Genomic DNA, 14,161 nt, shown 5'->3' on the forward strand with positions numbered 1-14,161 from the left:
GCATCGCCGATCACCCGATCAACCGCGTCGAGGAGCTGCTGCCGTGGAATGTGGCGAGCACGCTCGTGGATAACCCGGCCGTCGAACTCGCCGCCTGAATCAGCGATACTGCGTCAAGGCGGTGCTGACCGGACGGTTACGCTCATCCGCAAAGCGTCGACGCACCAAGTCGCGCACCAGGCGCGTCTTACCCACGCCAGGAGGACCTTGAACCAAATACAGTGGGAGCGTCGCTGTTAATTCCCGCAGCGCCTCTTGCTTTGGCTCGTCAAGCTTTAAAAAGGCTTCGTCCTCTTCAATGGAATCGTGAGTTTCGACAACACGCCGGCGCGGGTCGGTAATCATCCGAAGAAGTTCGTGGTGATCCTTTAGAGCTCGCAGCGCCTTAAGCCGGCGGCGGAACTGAACGTCACGCCCGATTGATCCGTCCGGTATGAGAAACGGTTCTGCGAGGAGCGGCGCAGGATTGATTCCAGTAAATACGAAGGTACTCGGCTGACCGGGGGTTTTCTCGATCTCCTGGAACCGCCATTCGGTATTGTTCACATCGCGCTCACCGAGTGAGCCAGTGTCCGTGAGAATCCATCCCTCGGGCTTGACCGCATCGCCTACCAGTGCATGAGTCAAGCGAAATTCTGGCGCCTTCAAGTTGAGAGCCGCCGACAGATTGTCGCGCTCTGGGTCTGCCCGCGACCTTAGTCGCAGCAGGACTTCACCATCCGCTGACTCTGTGGATCCCCGAGGCTGGGCGACGATCTCAACTGGAAAAATATCCGCAGCAGCATAAAGGGCTTCAAGCAACTGAATTAAAGCGAGAGCCCGATGTGTTAGCTGCTCTCGGCTAAGAGGCGTTGCCTCGACGATAAATCGCCGCCTCCACTCCTCCCAAGAGGTGAGCTTTCCGCGTAGCCTCGGAAAGCGCTCAAACGCAGCTGATGTGGTTAAAAGTTGTATAGCGGTGGGTTCCAGTGTCCGCTGCCCAATGATATTGACTGGCGCCGGGACAGTTCTTTCAACGACTTCGCAATATGCGAACTCCCACGTTGTAGTACGAGAGCGCGGCTGCCTGTATTCTTGTAGCCTGTAACTAAGATACTTCCCGCGAAGCACAAGCCGCATGCCCTCCGCGCCATCAAATGGCTTTAACGCAAGCAGCATCGGTGCCTCGAGTAAATCGTCGGAGACGAACCTAAGTTGCTCTTCTACGTCATCGACTTCTATCTCATTATCAGATGCTTCTCTAATCCGCTCGGCGAGCGGGGTATCTGTTCCTAAGCGAAGCACAAGATGTAACTTCGGATCGCGTTCCGCGATCGTGGCAGCGAGAAGACGCAGAATTTCATCTATCCGAGTCACAACGACGTCGCCATTGAGCGGAAAGATGGGGTGCACTTGCGTAATGTTGCGGAGTAGGCGTGCTTCTTCGACCGTTAGATGATCCGCGACCTCGTATGGAACTAGCGATTGGTTGAGCAGACGATCAGCCTTGACGCCCAATAAGTCGGCCGCTAGAAGGCCGAACATCAGCCAGTCTCTAAGAAAGGAGTCCGTACTTTCAGCCGTTCCGCGGCGAGCTGATGCACGACGAGCGGTCTCGGCCCCAACGATTCGCATCGACCATTCAAATCCCGTCAGCTGGAAATCCGGCTCCTCGCCGCCAGATGTGAGCACCGCCCAAGCATCGAGGTTTCGGTGTAACAAACCTTGGGAGTGCAGGGTCTCGAGACCGCGGGCCAACAATCCCAAGTTCCGCCATATACGCGCGCGGTTTGTGGGCTGTCGTGTCTGCCGGAGCCAGTGTGCTGGCCCCACAGCGGTCAGCAGCGCTTGCAGTGGTTGCCTCTGGCCCGGTGCGAGCACAAGGTAAAAGCCCTGAGTGTCGTACCCAGCTTCAGACAAATGGGCAATGCAATCGGCCGCCCCGGGATAGCCGGCGAGGCGATGAAGTTGCCGGAGTTCATGCCGCCATATCTCTTCTAGGTCTTGATCATTACTAGAACTCGCGCGCGGCCAGACCTTAACAAGGATCGGATCACCGCTTGGAGAAAAGCCGCCGTAAATCCCGGCCCTACCGTTAGCTCGGTCGGGTTTCAACATGTACGCGTCGTCAAGCCGGTAATTTTCGAGAAAACCCTGCCTGCGTCGCCTGTTCTTTCGATTCACGAACGCGCCTTTCTCTTCGCTAAATCCACGCGCGAGAGCTTAGGCAAACTCACGTACATCAGCAACGAACGGAAGGAAATGAGACTAAGCGGCGGGCTAAGTCGGCCCGGCGTTACTCCCGGGAGCCCCCCGCGACGCAACTCCGGTCACTCTTAGCGCGAGCGCTGCTGGTCAGGAGTCGCGGGAGTGTGTATCTGCGATTGCGTCCTGCGAATGAAATGGGCGAGACGGCCTTATCGACGCTCTGGCGAACGTCTGCTCCTAGCCAAGCAGTCTTAGGCGGACCTTAGATCGAACGCCCGCTTCGGAGATCACCCGTGATTCCACCAGGCGCCGACGCGGCCGCCGGCATAGAGCATGATGCCAGTCAAAAACACAAAGCCAGACCATGACTCGCTGCTTGGGACAGCGGCGGCACAGCTCGCGACGGCTGTTGCGATCACCGCAGCCCCGGCAAGCTGCAGCGCCTTATACGTCTTGCCCGTGGCTTGGATCGTCACGGTGCCTGTGCAGGACGGCTGAGAGGCATGGGGCGCGCGTGCGTAGACTTGCATAGGAACGCCGCAGTGAGGACACGCGGGCGCACGACCGCTAATCTGCGACGCACATTCAGGGCAGCTGATCAAAGACATGAAACCTCCGCACACGTGAGCGGGCTGCGGCTAATGAAACCGGTGTGAACTGCCGCAACACGCCCTGCTGAGACAAGTACGAAAGTACCACGAGATCAGGGAGCAGCGCTAATTAGGGGGCGTGCTAGGGGGCGAGAAACGACTTCTACGTAAAAGTCGTTACCTGTCAGTGAGTTGCTTTGGATGATGGCGGAGAGGGTGGGATTCGAACCCACGGTGCCCTTGCGAGCACTCCGGTTTTCGAGACCGGTACATTCAACCACTCTGCCACCTCTCCGCGGGGACCTGCTCGGCTGCGGCCGGGTGGCTCCGGCCGATCCTACTTTACGGTCGTCGTGACGACGACCTTGAGCTGCCTGATTGACCGCAGCGGCGGGGGACGGTCGGGTCGACGCTGAAGGTGTCCCGGACTCTCCCCGGATGCCGCTGGGCTGCGTGGCAGGAGGCGGAATTTTAGCAGCACGAACAGCACTTTGCCACCCTCGACAGCCGTTGCCGCGAGGGAGAGATGCTATTCTCCGGCGATCCAGGGGAACTGCCGCACGGCGCGCGCCGCCACCGCCGACACCATGAGCAAGGAACGGGTCAACGAGATCGACCTGCTGCGTTTCGTCGCGGCGAAGATGGTGCTGTTCTTCCACTACGCATTCCGCGGCAACGCCGCGGACGACATGACGACCCTGGCCTACCCCGCGCTGGCGCCGGTCGCCAAGTACGGCTACCTCGGCGTCGAGCTGTTCTTCATGATCAGCGGCTTCGTGATCCTGATGACCGCGGCGCGCGGCAGCCTGCGCGGCTTCGTCGTATCCCGCTTCGTCAGGCTCTATCCCGCCTTCTGGGCGTGCTGCACGATCACCTTCCTCGCCATCCTCGCCATCGGCGCCCCGCGATTCACGTCCTCGGCGCGCGAGTACGCGATCAACATGACCATGCTCGCCGAGTTCGTGGGCGTGCAGACCATGGACGGCGCGTACTGGTCGCTCGCGGTGGAGATCCGCTTCTACGCGATGGTCGCGTTCGTGCTCCTGATCGGCCAGATCCGCCACGCGCAGCCCATCCTGATCGGATGGCTGGCGCTCACCGTCGCTTCGCTGGCGCTCGGCAAGTTCAAGTTCCTGCTGATCGCCGACTACGCGCCGTTCTTCATCGCCGGCGCGACGTTGTATCTGATCTGGGAGCGTGGCCTGTCGGTGACGCGCGCCGCCATGCTCCTCGCATCGTGGGCGCTCGCCGTGCGTGAATCGGTCGCTCAGCTCGCCGAGTTCGAGCAGAAGTTCCATGCGCCGATCAGCGGTTTCACGGTCGGCGTGCTCGTCACGCTCTTCTTCGCCGTCATGCTGCCGATCGCGCTGCGGCGCACCGGCTCGTTCGGCGCCCGCCGCTGGGTGCTGCTCGGCGCGCTGACCTACCCGCTGTACCTGCTGCACCAGTACATCGGCTTCATGGTGTTCAACGTCCTTCACCCGAGGCTGGACGTGCACGTGGTGTTCTGGGGAACGATCGTCCTCGCCCTCGCGCTCGCGTACGCGGTGCACGTGCTGATCGAAAAGCCGCTTGCACCGGTCCTCAGGACGGCGCTCAACGGCTGCCTCGACGCGCCGAAGCGCCTTGCGATCCGCCTCAAGCCGCGCGCGCGCTGACGCGTGAAGCGCGCCGTCCTCGCCGTCGCCGCGCTGGTCGCCGTGGCGGGCGCCTATCTCGCGGGCCTCCATTCAGGCTACACGCGCGACTCGATCCTCCAGGAGCTGATCGCTCTGAAGCGCGCATGGATACCGCGCGCCGGAGACGTCGACCAGTACGAGCGCACCGTGCGCACCGATCGTGCGCCTATCGCCTGCCCCGAGCAGACGCCGGACACGCTCGTCGTCATCGTCGCCGGGCAATCCAATGCGGCCTCGGTGCTCTCGCGGCGCCATGTCGGGACTGCGCGCGTGGTCAATTACTTCCGCGGCGCCTGTTACGCTGCGCTCGATCCGCTCGTCGGTTCGAGCGGGCGCGCCGGCAGCGTCTGGGTGGAGATGGCGAACCTGCTGGGACGCGACGTCGTGCTGATCCCGATGGCGGTGCCGGCGACCAAGATCGCCGACTGGAACGGACGGCTCGCGCCGCTCGTCGACGAAACGCTGCGCGACGCGAAGCGGCGCTACACCGTCACGCATCTCGCGTGGATGCAGGGCGAAGGCGATGCCGGTACGACGCCGCCCGCGGCGTATCGCGCGGAGCTCGAGAAGCTCATCGCACGCGCGAAAGCCGCCTTCCCGGCTCTCAAGTTCTACGTGTCGCAGACGACGCACTGCTTCGGCGTCGAGCGCGACGACGGCATACGCCAGGCGCAGAAAGCGGTCACCGATGCCGCGCGCGGCGTGCTGCCGGGACCCGATACCGACCGCTACACCGCGATCGAGGATCGCTCGGACGGGTGTCACCTCGCCGAAGCGGGCCAGGCCAGGGTCGCGCGCGAGTGGGCGCGCGTGCTCGGCGCGGATCAGGCGCGGATCGTCTCCAGCCCGCCCATGTAAGGCTTGAGCGCGGCGGGCACGTCGACGCCGCCGTCGGCGCGCTGGTAGTTCTCCAGGATCGCCACCAGGGTGCGGCCGACCGCGAGACCCGAGCCGTTGAGCGTGTGGACGAATTCGGTCTTCCCCTTCTCGTTGCGGAAGCGCGCCTGCATGCGCCTCGCCTGGAACGCTTCGAAGTTGCTGCACGAGGAGATCTCGCGATACGCGTTCTGCCCCGGCAGCCACACTTCGAGGTCGTAGGTCTTGGCGGACGAGAAGCCCATGTCGCCGGTGCACAGCGTCACGGTGCGATACGGAAGCTCGAGGCGCTCGAGGATCGTTTCGGCATGCCGCGTGAGCTCTTCGTGGCGCTGGTAGGACTCGCTCGGGTGGACGATCTGCACGAGCTCGACCTTGTCGAACTGGTGCTGACGGATCATGCCGCGCGTGTCCTTGCCGTACGAGCCCGCCTCGCTGCGGAAGCACGGCGAGTGGCAGACGAACTTCATCGGCAGCGCGGAGAGCGGCAGGATCTCCTCGCGCACGAGGTTCGTCACCGGATATTCGGCGGTCGGGATGAGGTAGAGGTCGCGGCCTTCGATCTTGAACAGGTCGTCCTTGAACTTGGCGAGGCTGGATACGCCGTTGGCGCTCGCGGCGTTCACCATGTACGGGACGTAGACCTCGGTATAGCCGTGCTCGCTGGTGTGCACGTCGAGCATGAATTGCGCGATCGCGCGATGCAGCCGGGCGATCGGCCCTTTCAGCACCGAGAAGCGCGCGCCGGCGATCTTCGCCGCGGCGTCGAAATCGATCATGCCGAGCGCAGCGCCGATGTCGACGTGATCCTTCACCGGGAAGTCGAACCTGCGCGGCTCGCCGACGCGGCGCACTTCGGGGTTGTCGTCGGACGTCTTCCCCGGCGGCACCGAGGCGTGCGGGATGTTGGGGATGACGCCGAGGAACTCGTCGAGCCTCGCCTGCACCTGCGTCAGCGTCTCTTCGAGCGCCTTGCGCCGGTCGGCGTCCGCGCTGACCTGCGCCATGAGCTCGGACGCGTCCTCGCCCTTGCCCTTCATCGCGCCGATCTGCTTGGTGAGCTGATTGCGGCGCGCCTGCAGGTCCTGCGTCTCGCCCTGTATCGCCTTGCGCTCCCTCTCGAGCGCTTCGAAGCCCGCGACGTCGAGCGTGTAGCCGCGATCGGTCAGCCGCTGTGCGACCCCGTTCAGATCGCTGCGCAGTAACTGTAGGTCCAGCATCCGTTTCCCCAGGAGCCCGTGAGCAAAAATCAAACGCGTATTATAGCGGCTCGACTTTTATCGGACCTTGTCATGAGCGTTGCACCGCCCCGCCCTTACACTTTGCAGAGCCAGGACCCGAACACGCGCAAGCCGAGCTGGAATATGCCGGCCGGATCGTGCGATTGCCATGCCCACGTATTCGGCCCGCAGACGCGCTTCCCGTACCTGCCGAACGCGTCGTACATCCCGCACGACGCCACGCCCGAAGACTACGCGCGCATGCTCACCACCATCGGCTGCGAGCGCGCGGTGCTGGTGCAGCCGAGCGTCTACGGCACCGACAACAGCTGCATGACGGCGGCGCTGCGCTCGGGCGTGTTCGCGTTTCGCGGCGTCGCGGTGGTCGACGCCGACGTGAGCGACAAAGAGCTCAAGGACCTGCACGATGCCGGCGTGCGCGGCATACGGATCAATCTCGCGTCCGAGACCCCCGGCCTCACGCTCGAGCACGCCCCCGGGCTCGCCGCGCGCATCAAGCCCATGGGCTGGCATCTGCAGTTCTTCATGGACCTGCGCAAGCTCGCCGACGCCGAAGCCAAGCTCGGCGGATTGGACATCGACATCGTCGTCGATCACTTCGGGCACGTGAACGCCGACGACGGCGCGGATGCGCCGGCGTTCCAGACCCTGCTGCGGCTGCTGAAACGCGACAACGTCTGGGCGAAGCTGATCGGGCCTTACTTCCTCTCGAAGAACGCGCCGAAGTATCCGAAGGTCACGCCGCTGGCGCGCGCGGTCGTCGCGGCCGCGCCCGATCGCGTGGTGTGGGGCACCGACTGGCCGCATCCGGCGGTCACGCGGCAGGGGGTGGCGATGCCGAATGACGGCGATCTCGCCGATCTCGTTCTGGAGTGGATACCGGACGAAGCGCTGCGGAAGAAAGTGCTGGCCGACAATCCGGCGCGGTTGTACCGGTTTTAAAGGCGCGGTGCGTGACCACGCACCCTACGGTTTGAAAATGGATTCGCGCCTTCGCGGGAATGACGTTGTCGCAGGGTGCGCCAGGCGAAGCCGTAACGCACCGCCTCAGCCCCCGACCTTGAACTTCACCGACTGCACCGTCTTGCCGTTGATCTGCACGTCGACGCGGTAATCGCCTTCGGGCCACCCGGCGCTGGGCTTGCTCATGGAGAAATCGACGCGGTTGGCGACCGCTCCGACCCCCAGTTCCTTCGCGTCGATCTCGTAATTCGGCGGCGCGACCTTGGTCTTTTCCGCGATCCACACCGCTTTCACCTTCGAGCCTTTGGGGATGTCGACGAGCTTTGCCCGCAAATAGATCTTCGGCGCCGTCGTCGCATAGACGGCCTTCGCACTGCCATTCTCGCTGTCGCTGAGCACGACGTCGGCGAGCTTGCCCTCGGCGGCGAACAGCGGCGGCGCCGCGAACAGCGCCCACGCGAATGCGATCGTTACGGCTGCTCTCATGGAACGCTCCCTTTTTTAACCACCACGGTCTTCGCGACGATGTCGCCGATGCGCTGCTTCTCCTTCGACGCGATCACCGCGACGGCGGCGACGAGATAGAAGAAAAGCCCGTCGACCAGCCGCAGCACGTTGCGCACGACAGAGGCCTGCCAATCGAGCGGCGCGTCGCCTTCGAGCCTGACGACGCGGATGCCGACGAGCCGCTTGCCGAGCGTCGCGCCGGATAGTGCCTCGAGGACGATGTAGTAGACGAGCGCGGCGAAGAGCCAGAGGAAAGCCGGCGCCCCGGTCAGGCGGAAGCCGCCTTCGGTCGTGCTTCCGGTGAAGACCGCGATGACGTAGCCGGCGACGAAGAGCAGCGCGGTGTCGATGATCGTCGCGACCGCGCGTAAACCGAGTCCTACGCGTTCCATGAGCGCCTCCCCCGTGGACGGACCGGTACGCCCGGTTTTACACCCGTTGCAGGCCTCTAGTCTCGCTTCTTCGCTTCGCGGTCGAGCCTGCGCAGCTCGGCCATCTTCTCCCCGATCTTGCCTTCGAGGCCGCGCGGCGTGGGCTCGTAGAACCGGGGCTCTTTCATGCCTTCCGGGAGATAGCGCTCGCCGGCCGCATAGGCGTCGGGCTCGTCGTGCGCATAGCGATACTCCTTGCCGTAGCCCAGCTGTTTCATGAGCCGCGTCGGGGCGTTGCGCAGGTGCTCGGGCACCGGCCGCGACGCATCCTTGCGCACCAGATCGCGCGCGCGGTTGTAAGCGTTGTAGACCGCGTTGCTCTTCGGCGCGACCGCGAGATAGATCACCGCCTCGGCCAGTGCCAGCTCGCCTTCGGGCGTTCCGAGGCGCTCGAACGTCTCGCACGCGTCGAGGCAGATGCGCAGCGCGCGCGGATCCGCCAGGCCGATGTCTTCCGCCGCCATGCGCACCAGACGGCGTCCGAGGTAGAGCGGATCGGCGCCGCCGTCGAGCATGCGCACCAGCCAGTAGAGCGACGCGTCGGGCGACGAGCCGCGCACCGATTTGTGCAGGGCGGAGATCTGGTCGTAGAACGCATCGCCGCCCTTGTCGAAGCGGCGCAGCGTCTGCGCGATCGTCGACTTGAGGAACTCGGCGTCGACCTCCTTGCGCCCGGCGCTCTCCGCCGCGGTCGAAAGCTGCTCGAGAATGTTGAGCAGCCGTCGCGCGTCGCCGTCGGCATAGCCGACGACGAGCTGCCGCGCTTCGTCGGTGAACTCGAGATCGAGCCCGCCCTGCTCTCTGGCGCGCGCGACCAGGGTGTCGAGCTCCGCGTCGGACAGAGGCTGGAGCACGTACACCGCCGCGCGCGACAGGAGCGCGCTGTTCACCTCGAACGACGGGTTCTCGGTCGTCGCGCCGATGAAGGTGATGAGCCCCTGCTCGACGAACGGGAGAAACGCGTCCTGCTGCGCCTTGTTGAAGCGGTGGACTTCGTCGACGAACAGGATCGTGTGACGGCCCGATTGCTGGAGGTCGAGCTGCGCGCGGTTGACCGCTTCGCGGATGTCTTTCACGCCGGAGAACACCGCGGAGAGCGCGATGAACTCGGCGTCGAACGCCTGCGCCATCAGCCGCGCCAGCGTGGTCTTCCCCACGCCCGGCGGACCCCACAGGATCATCGAGTGCGGCTTGCGCGCCTCGAACGCGAGCCGCAGCGGCTTGCCGGGTCCCAGGAGATGGCTCTGCCCGACGACGTCGTCGAGCGTGCGCGGCCGCAGGCGCTCGGCGAGCGGCGCCGCGGGCTCACGCTGGCCGAAGAGGTCATTCACTGATGACCGCGGCGCCTTTGGGCGGCGTGAACGTGAACGACGCCGGCGTGAGCTTCACGTTGCGCTCGAGATCGGCGAACTTGATCATCGTCGTCTGCCCGAACTGGTCTTTCAGCTCCATCGCCTCCAGCCCGCCTTTGCCGAAACCCAGGCGGATGCGCTCGAACGCGGTGTCCTGGGTGCGCGGCATGGCTTCGAGCCAGTCGAGCCCGCCGCTCTCGCCCGCGGCCTTGAGCGCGTACGCTTTCTCGATCTCGTTGCTGCCGGCGAGCAGCGCCGCGGGGCTCGCGCCGAGCGCGCGATCGAGCTTGCGCACCGTGACCTGGTTCAAGTCCTTGTCGTAGATCCAGAGCTTGGAGCCGTCGCCGACGATCGTCTGCTCGTACGGCTTCACGTACTCCCAGCGGAATTTGCCGGGACGCGAGAACTCCATCGTGCCGGTGGAGGTCTGGAGCGTCTTGTTGTTCTTGTCGAGCACCGTCTGGGCGAAGCGGCCTTTCGCCGTCGTCGTCTGGTTCAGCATCGTTTTCAAGGTATCGACGCTCGCCGGGAAAGCCAGCGTCGGGAGGAACAGCGCAATCCACAATAAGTTTCGCATCAGAATTTCCTGGTTCGTTCGAGACGTTCGATACGCCCGCTGCGCAGCGTCACCACGGTGGTGAACGGATCGGTCGCGGTGGGCATGTAGTAGTAGACCCGGGCATAGCCCCACGGCGCGTCTTCGGTCGAGACGTGGTCGGGGCTGCCTGCGCGCAGGACGAGCTCGCCTTCGCTCATGCCGCGCTCGAGCCGGATGTAGGTATCAAAAGGCATGCCGCGCACCGGCGGCGCGACCGCCACGGGCGCGGGCGGCGGTGGCGGCGGCGGCTGGATCGCCGCCCGGCGGCGCGCTTCGGCTTCGACCCGTTTCTGGTCTTCCGGCGAGAGCTCGGCGGGGCCGCGCGGCTGGGTGTCGACAGGCTGCGCTTTCACGCCCGGCGGCGGCTTGGTGCCGTATGTGGTCACGCCGCGCTCGTCGGTCCATTTGTAGGTCTGGGCGGCGGCGGCTGTGGCGAGTGCGAACAAAACCACCCCCACCCTAACCCTCCCCCTGAGGAGGAGGGAACGGTTTTCTCCTTCCCCCTCAGAGGGAAAGCCGGGATTGGGGTGGGTTGTTCGACTCACGGAAGGTGAGACAGCGACATGTCCCGCGCGTTTGCGTCGGGATGTAACGAAGCGTTACTGCTCAGCGCCCGCCGACGCCGGCACGAGCACTTCGCGGTTGCCGTTGGTCTGCATGGCCGAGACCATGCCGGCGCGCTCCATCTGCTCGATCAGCCGGGCGGCGCGGTTGTAGCCGATCCGGAGGTGCCGCTGGACCAGCGAGATCGACGCGCGGCGGGTCTTGAGCACGATCGCGCAGGCCTGGTCGTAGAGCGGGTCGGACTCGCCGTCCCCGCCTCCGCCGCCTTCGAGGAGACCGCCTTCGTCTTCGGCCGGCGGGCCTTCCAGCACGTCCTCGACGTATTGCGGCTGGGCGAGCTGCTTCAGGTAATCGACGACTTTGTGCACCTCGTGGTCGGCGACGTACGCGCCGTGCACGCGCTGGGTGAGGCCGACGCCCGGCGGCAGGAACAGCATGTCGCCCTGGCCAAGGAGCGCTTCGGCGCCCATCTGGTCGAGGATGGTGCGCGAGTCGACCTTGGCCGAGACCTGGAACGCGATCCGCGTCGGAATGTTGGCCTTGATCAGGCCGGTGATCACATCGACCGACGGACGCTGCGTCGCCAGGATCAGGTGGATGCCCGCCGCGCGCGCTTTCTGCGCAAGGCGCGCGATCAGCTCTTCCACCTTCTTGCCGACGACCATCATGAGGTCGGCCAGCTCGTCGATCACCACCACGATCAGCGACATCTCGTGCAGCGGCTCGGGATTCTCGGTGCCCGCGAGGAGCGGGTTCGGGATCGGGTTCTTCGCTTTCTCGGCGTCGCGGATCTTCTGGTTGAAGCCCGCGAGGTTGCGCACGCCGAGCGAGGACATCAGCTTGTAGCGCCGCTCCATCTCGGCGACGCACCAGTTGAGCGCGTTCGCCGCCTGGCGCATGTCGGTGACGACGGGCGCGAGCAGATGCGGGATGCCTTCGTACACCGACAGCTCGAGCATCTTCGGGTCGACGAGGATCAGCCGCACCTGCGACGGCGGCGACTTGTAGACCAGCGACAGGATCATCGCGTTGATGCCGACCGACTTGCCCGAGCCGGTCGTGCCGGCGACGAGCAGGTGCGGCATGCGCGCGAGGTCGGCGACCACCGGGTGGCCGGCGATGTCCTTGCCCAGCGCCATGGTGAGCGGCGAGCCCATGTCGGCGTAGACCTGCGACGACAGGATCTCGGTCAACCGCACGGTCTGCCGCGTCGGGTTCGGGATCTCCAGACCCATGTAGCTCTTGCCGGGGATGGTCTCGACGACGCGGATGCTGATCACCGACAGCGCGCGCGCGAGGTCGCGCACCAGGTTGATGATCTGGTTGCCTTTGACGCCGACCGCGGGCTCGATCTCGTAGCGCGTGATCACCGGGCCGGGATACGCCGCGACCACTTTCACTTCGACGCCGAAGTCGAGCAGCTTCTTCTCGATCAGGCGCGAGGTGAACTCGAGCGTCTCCGCCGACATCGTTTCGATGTTCCTGTCGGCTTCGTCGAGCAGCCCCAGCGGCGGCAGCAGCGAATCGGGCAGGTTGTCGAAGAGCGGCACCTGCTTCTCGCGCTCGGCGCGCGGGGACTTCTGGATCTCGACCGGCGGCGGCGCGATCTTCACCGGCTCGTGGATGACGAGCTTCTTCTTGGAGACTTCGACCACTTCCTCGCGCTCGATCGTCGCCTGCTCGCCCGCGCGGCGGTCCTGGCGCTCCTGCCACTTGGCGATGACGAAGAGGAAGGCGCGCTCGGTCCATTCACCCAGGCGCTCGAGGGCGGTGAGCCATGAGACACGCGTGAAAAGCGAAAGGCCGGCGGCGAAAGTGAGGAGCAGGATGATCAGCCCCCCGGGCCGACCCAGCGTTCGCGATACAGCGCCGCCCATGATTTCGCCGATGAAGCCGCCCGACCCCTGCGGCAGGATCGCGCCGAATTTCTTCAGCCCCATCGCCTCGATGCCCGCGCTTGCGAGGAGCACGACGAAGAAACCGATCAGCGCCAGCACGTACGAGCGCCGGTCGCCGCCTTCGGGGACGACTTCGATCCGTTTGAACGCCCACGCGACGAGCGCGCCGCACAGCGCGATGAACCAGTACGCCGACCGCCCGAACAGGGACAGCAAGACGTCCGCGAGCCACGCGCCGAACGCGCCGCCCCAGTTCTGCACCGGCGCTTCGCGCACGCTGTGCGACCAGCCGGGATCCTGCGGGTTGAACGTGGCGAGGATGAGAAGGAGGTAGACCGCGACGGCCACCAGCGCGAGCCACCACGACTCGCGCAACAGCGCCGCGATCTTCGGCGGCAGCGGGTTGCCCGCTACCTTGGCCGCGCCGGCTTTTTCACTCCACAGCAATCGTGCCTGTCCTCGCTATCAATGACGCACGGTCGAGCGCCTGTGCATCGACTGGCGGTCGAGCACGAAGATCTTGCGCTTCTCCGCGCGGATCACGCCCTTGTCGTGCAGGTCCTTCACCACCCGGCTCACCATCTCGCGCGACGCGCCGATCATGCGCGCGATCTCCTGCTTCGGCGGCGCTTTCTCGATGATCCATTGGCCGTCGACCGGCTGCGCCATCTCGATCAGCAGCCGCGCGACGCGGCCGTACACGTCGATCAGCGCGAGGCTCTCGATCTTGCGGTCGGCTTCGCGCAGGCGCTTGACCAGGTTGCGGATGATGACGAGCGCGGCGTCGAAGTTGTCCTTGAGGCACGTCAGGAACGCGGTGCGCGAGATCCGCAGCATCTCGCAGGGCTCCATGGTCTCGACGCTCGCCGAGCGCGGCTGGTCGTCGAGGAGGCCCATCTCGCCGAAGAATTCGTTCGGACCGATGACCGACAGGATCACTTCATTGCCGTCGTCGTCGGGGATCAGCACCTTGGCCTTGCCCGCGAGGATGATGTACAGCGAGTCGGTCTCCTCGCCCGCCCGGATCACGTACGAGCCCCGCGGGAACCGGCGGTGCTGGACCGCCGGCAGCAGTAGCGCGAGCTGATGGTCGGTGAACGAGGAAAACAGCGGAACATTCTTGAGAATGTTCGGATTCAGCGCGAACTGGGCCATCGAACGCCTCTTTTAGTCGTTATCGCCCCGTCATCCGGCGGCCCGGGGCGGATCACCCGCTATAGTGCCAGAATGGGGATGAACCGTCACCCGGTAACCGCTGAAATTTCAGGGTTTTTA

The 14,161-nt window shown here is 64.9% G+C and carries 13 protein-coding genes and 1 tRNA gene; 3 read left to right on the forward strand and 11 right to left on the reverse strand.

Features of this window, described 5'->3' with window-relative positions; translation table 11 throughout:
* Positions 1 to 99: 99 nt before the first annotated feature.
* The 3 genes from VHP37_00005 to VHP37_00015 form a co-directional block, all read right to left on the reverse strand.
* The gene (locus tag VHP37_00005) at positions 100 to 2,163 is read right to left on the reverse strand and encodes a hypothetical protein (protein HEX2824697.1); all 2,064 of its coding nucleotides are present in this window, start codon (positions 2,161 to 2,163) and stop codon (positions 100 to 102) included.
* A 311-nt stretch (positions 2,164 to 2,474) separates the two neighbouring features.
* Positions 2,475 to 2,717 carry a hypothetical protein gene (locus tag VHP37_00010; protein ID HEX2824698.1) on the reverse strand — a complete coding sequence of 81 codons (243 nt, stop codon included), beginning with the start codon at positions 2,715 to 2,717 and terminating at the stop codon, positions 2,475 to 2,477.
* 265 nt (positions 2,718 to 2,982) lie between these two features.
* Positions 2,983 to 3,072: transfer RNA gene (locus tag VHP37_00015), tRNA-Ser, on the reverse strand.
* 292 nt (positions 3,073 to 3,364) lie between these two features.
* On the opposite strand from VHP37_00015, the gene VHP37_00020 reads away from it, so the two are divergent.
* Both VHP37_00020 and VHP37_00025 read left to right on the forward strand, forming a co-directional pair.
* The gene (locus VHP37_00020; protein HEX2824699.1) at positions 3,365 to 4,435 is read left to right on the forward strand and encodes an acyltransferase; all 1,071 of its coding nucleotides are present in this window, start codon (positions 3,365 to 3,367) and stop codon (positions 4,433 to 4,435) included.
* Positions 4,436 to 4,438: 3 nt separating this feature from the next.
* On the forward strand, positions 4,439 to 5,314 hold the full coding sequence (locus tag VHP37_00025; protein ID HEX2824700.1) for a sialate O-acetylesterase: 876 nt from the start codon (positions 4,439 to 4,441) through the stop codon (positions 5,312 to 5,314).
* Here VHP37_00025 and serS read toward each other — a convergent pair.
* Positions 5,281 to 6,552, reverse strand: coding sequence for a serine--tRNA ligase (gene serS, locus VHP37_00030; GenBank protein ID HEX2824701.1), 1,272 nt, complete (start codon positions 6,550 to 6,552; stop codon positions 5,281 to 5,283). The two genes, VHP37_00025 and serS, sit on opposite strands and share 34 nt — an antisense overlap.
* Before the next feature lie 72 nt (positions 6,553 to 6,624).
* Here serS and VHP37_00035 point away from each other — a divergent pair, with 72 nt between their 5' ends.
* Positions 6,625 to 7,515: an amidohydrolase family protein gene (locus VHP37_00035; protein ID HEX2824702.1), complete on the forward strand. Its 891-nt coding sequence runs from the start codon at positions 6,625 to 6,627 to the stop codon at positions 7,513 to 7,515.
* Positions 7,516 to 7,620: 105 nt separating this feature from the next.
* Here the strand turns inward: VHP37_00035 and VHP37_00040 are convergent, their stop codons facing one another.
* The 7 genes from VHP37_00040 to VHP37_00070 all read right to left on the reverse strand — a co-directional run bounded on the left by VHP37_00040 (position 7,621) and on the right by VHP37_00070 (position 14,041).
* A complete protein-coding gene (locus VHP37_00040; GenBank protein ID HEX2824703.1) occupies positions 7,621 to 8,022 on the reverse strand; it encodes a hypothetical protein in 402 nt (133 codons plus the stop codon).
* On the reverse strand, positions 8,019 to 8,435 hold the full coding sequence (locus tag VHP37_00045; protein ID HEX2824704.1) for an RDD family protein: 417 nt from the start codon (positions 8,433 to 8,435) through the stop codon (positions 8,019 to 8,021). Before VHP37_00045 ends, VHP37_00040 begins: the two co-directional genes overlap by 4 nt.
* A 56-nt stretch (positions 8,436 to 8,491) precedes the next feature.
* Positions 8,492 to 9,805, reverse strand: coding sequence for a replication-associated recombination protein A (locus tag VHP37_00050; protein HEX2824705.1), 1,314 nt, complete (start codon positions 9,803 to 9,805; stop codon positions 8,492 to 8,494).
* Complete coding sequence (gene lolA / locus VHP37_00055; protein ID HEX2824706.1) at positions 9,798 to 10,403, reverse strand: outer membrane lipoprotein chaperone LolA; 606 nt, start codon at positions 10,401 to 10,403, stop codon at positions 9,798 to 9,800. The genes VHP37_00050 and lolA overlap by 8 nt, the downstream gene beginning before the upstream one ends.
* A complete protein-coding gene (locus VHP37_00060; GenBank protein HEX2824707.1) occupies positions 10,403 to 10,876 on the reverse strand; it encodes a DUF4124 domain-containing protein in 474 nt (157 codons plus the stop codon). The genes lolA and VHP37_00060 overlap by 1 nt, the downstream gene beginning before the upstream one ends.
* A 147-nt stretch (positions 10,877 to 11,023) precedes the next feature.
* On the reverse strand, positions 11,024 to 13,333 hold the full coding sequence (locus VHP37_00065; GenBank protein ID HEX2824708.1) for a DNA translocase FtsK 4TM domain-containing protein: 2,310 nt from the start codon (positions 13,331 to 13,333) through the stop codon (positions 11,024 to 11,026).
* Positions 13,334 to 13,351: 18 nt separating this feature from the next.
* Positions 13,352 to 14,041, reverse strand: coding sequence for a cyclic nucleotide-binding domain-containing protein (locus tag VHP37_00070; GenBank protein ID HEX2824709.1), 690 nt, complete (start codon positions 14,039 to 14,041; stop codon positions 13,352 to 13,354).
* Between the last annotated feature and the right edge of the window lie 120 nt (positions 14,042 to 14,161).

The organism is Burkholderiales bacterium, from assembly GCA_036262035.1.
In the GTDB taxonomy this organism is placed as follows: Bacteria; Pseudomonadota; Gammaproteobacteria; order Burkholderiales; family SG8-41; genus JAQGMV01.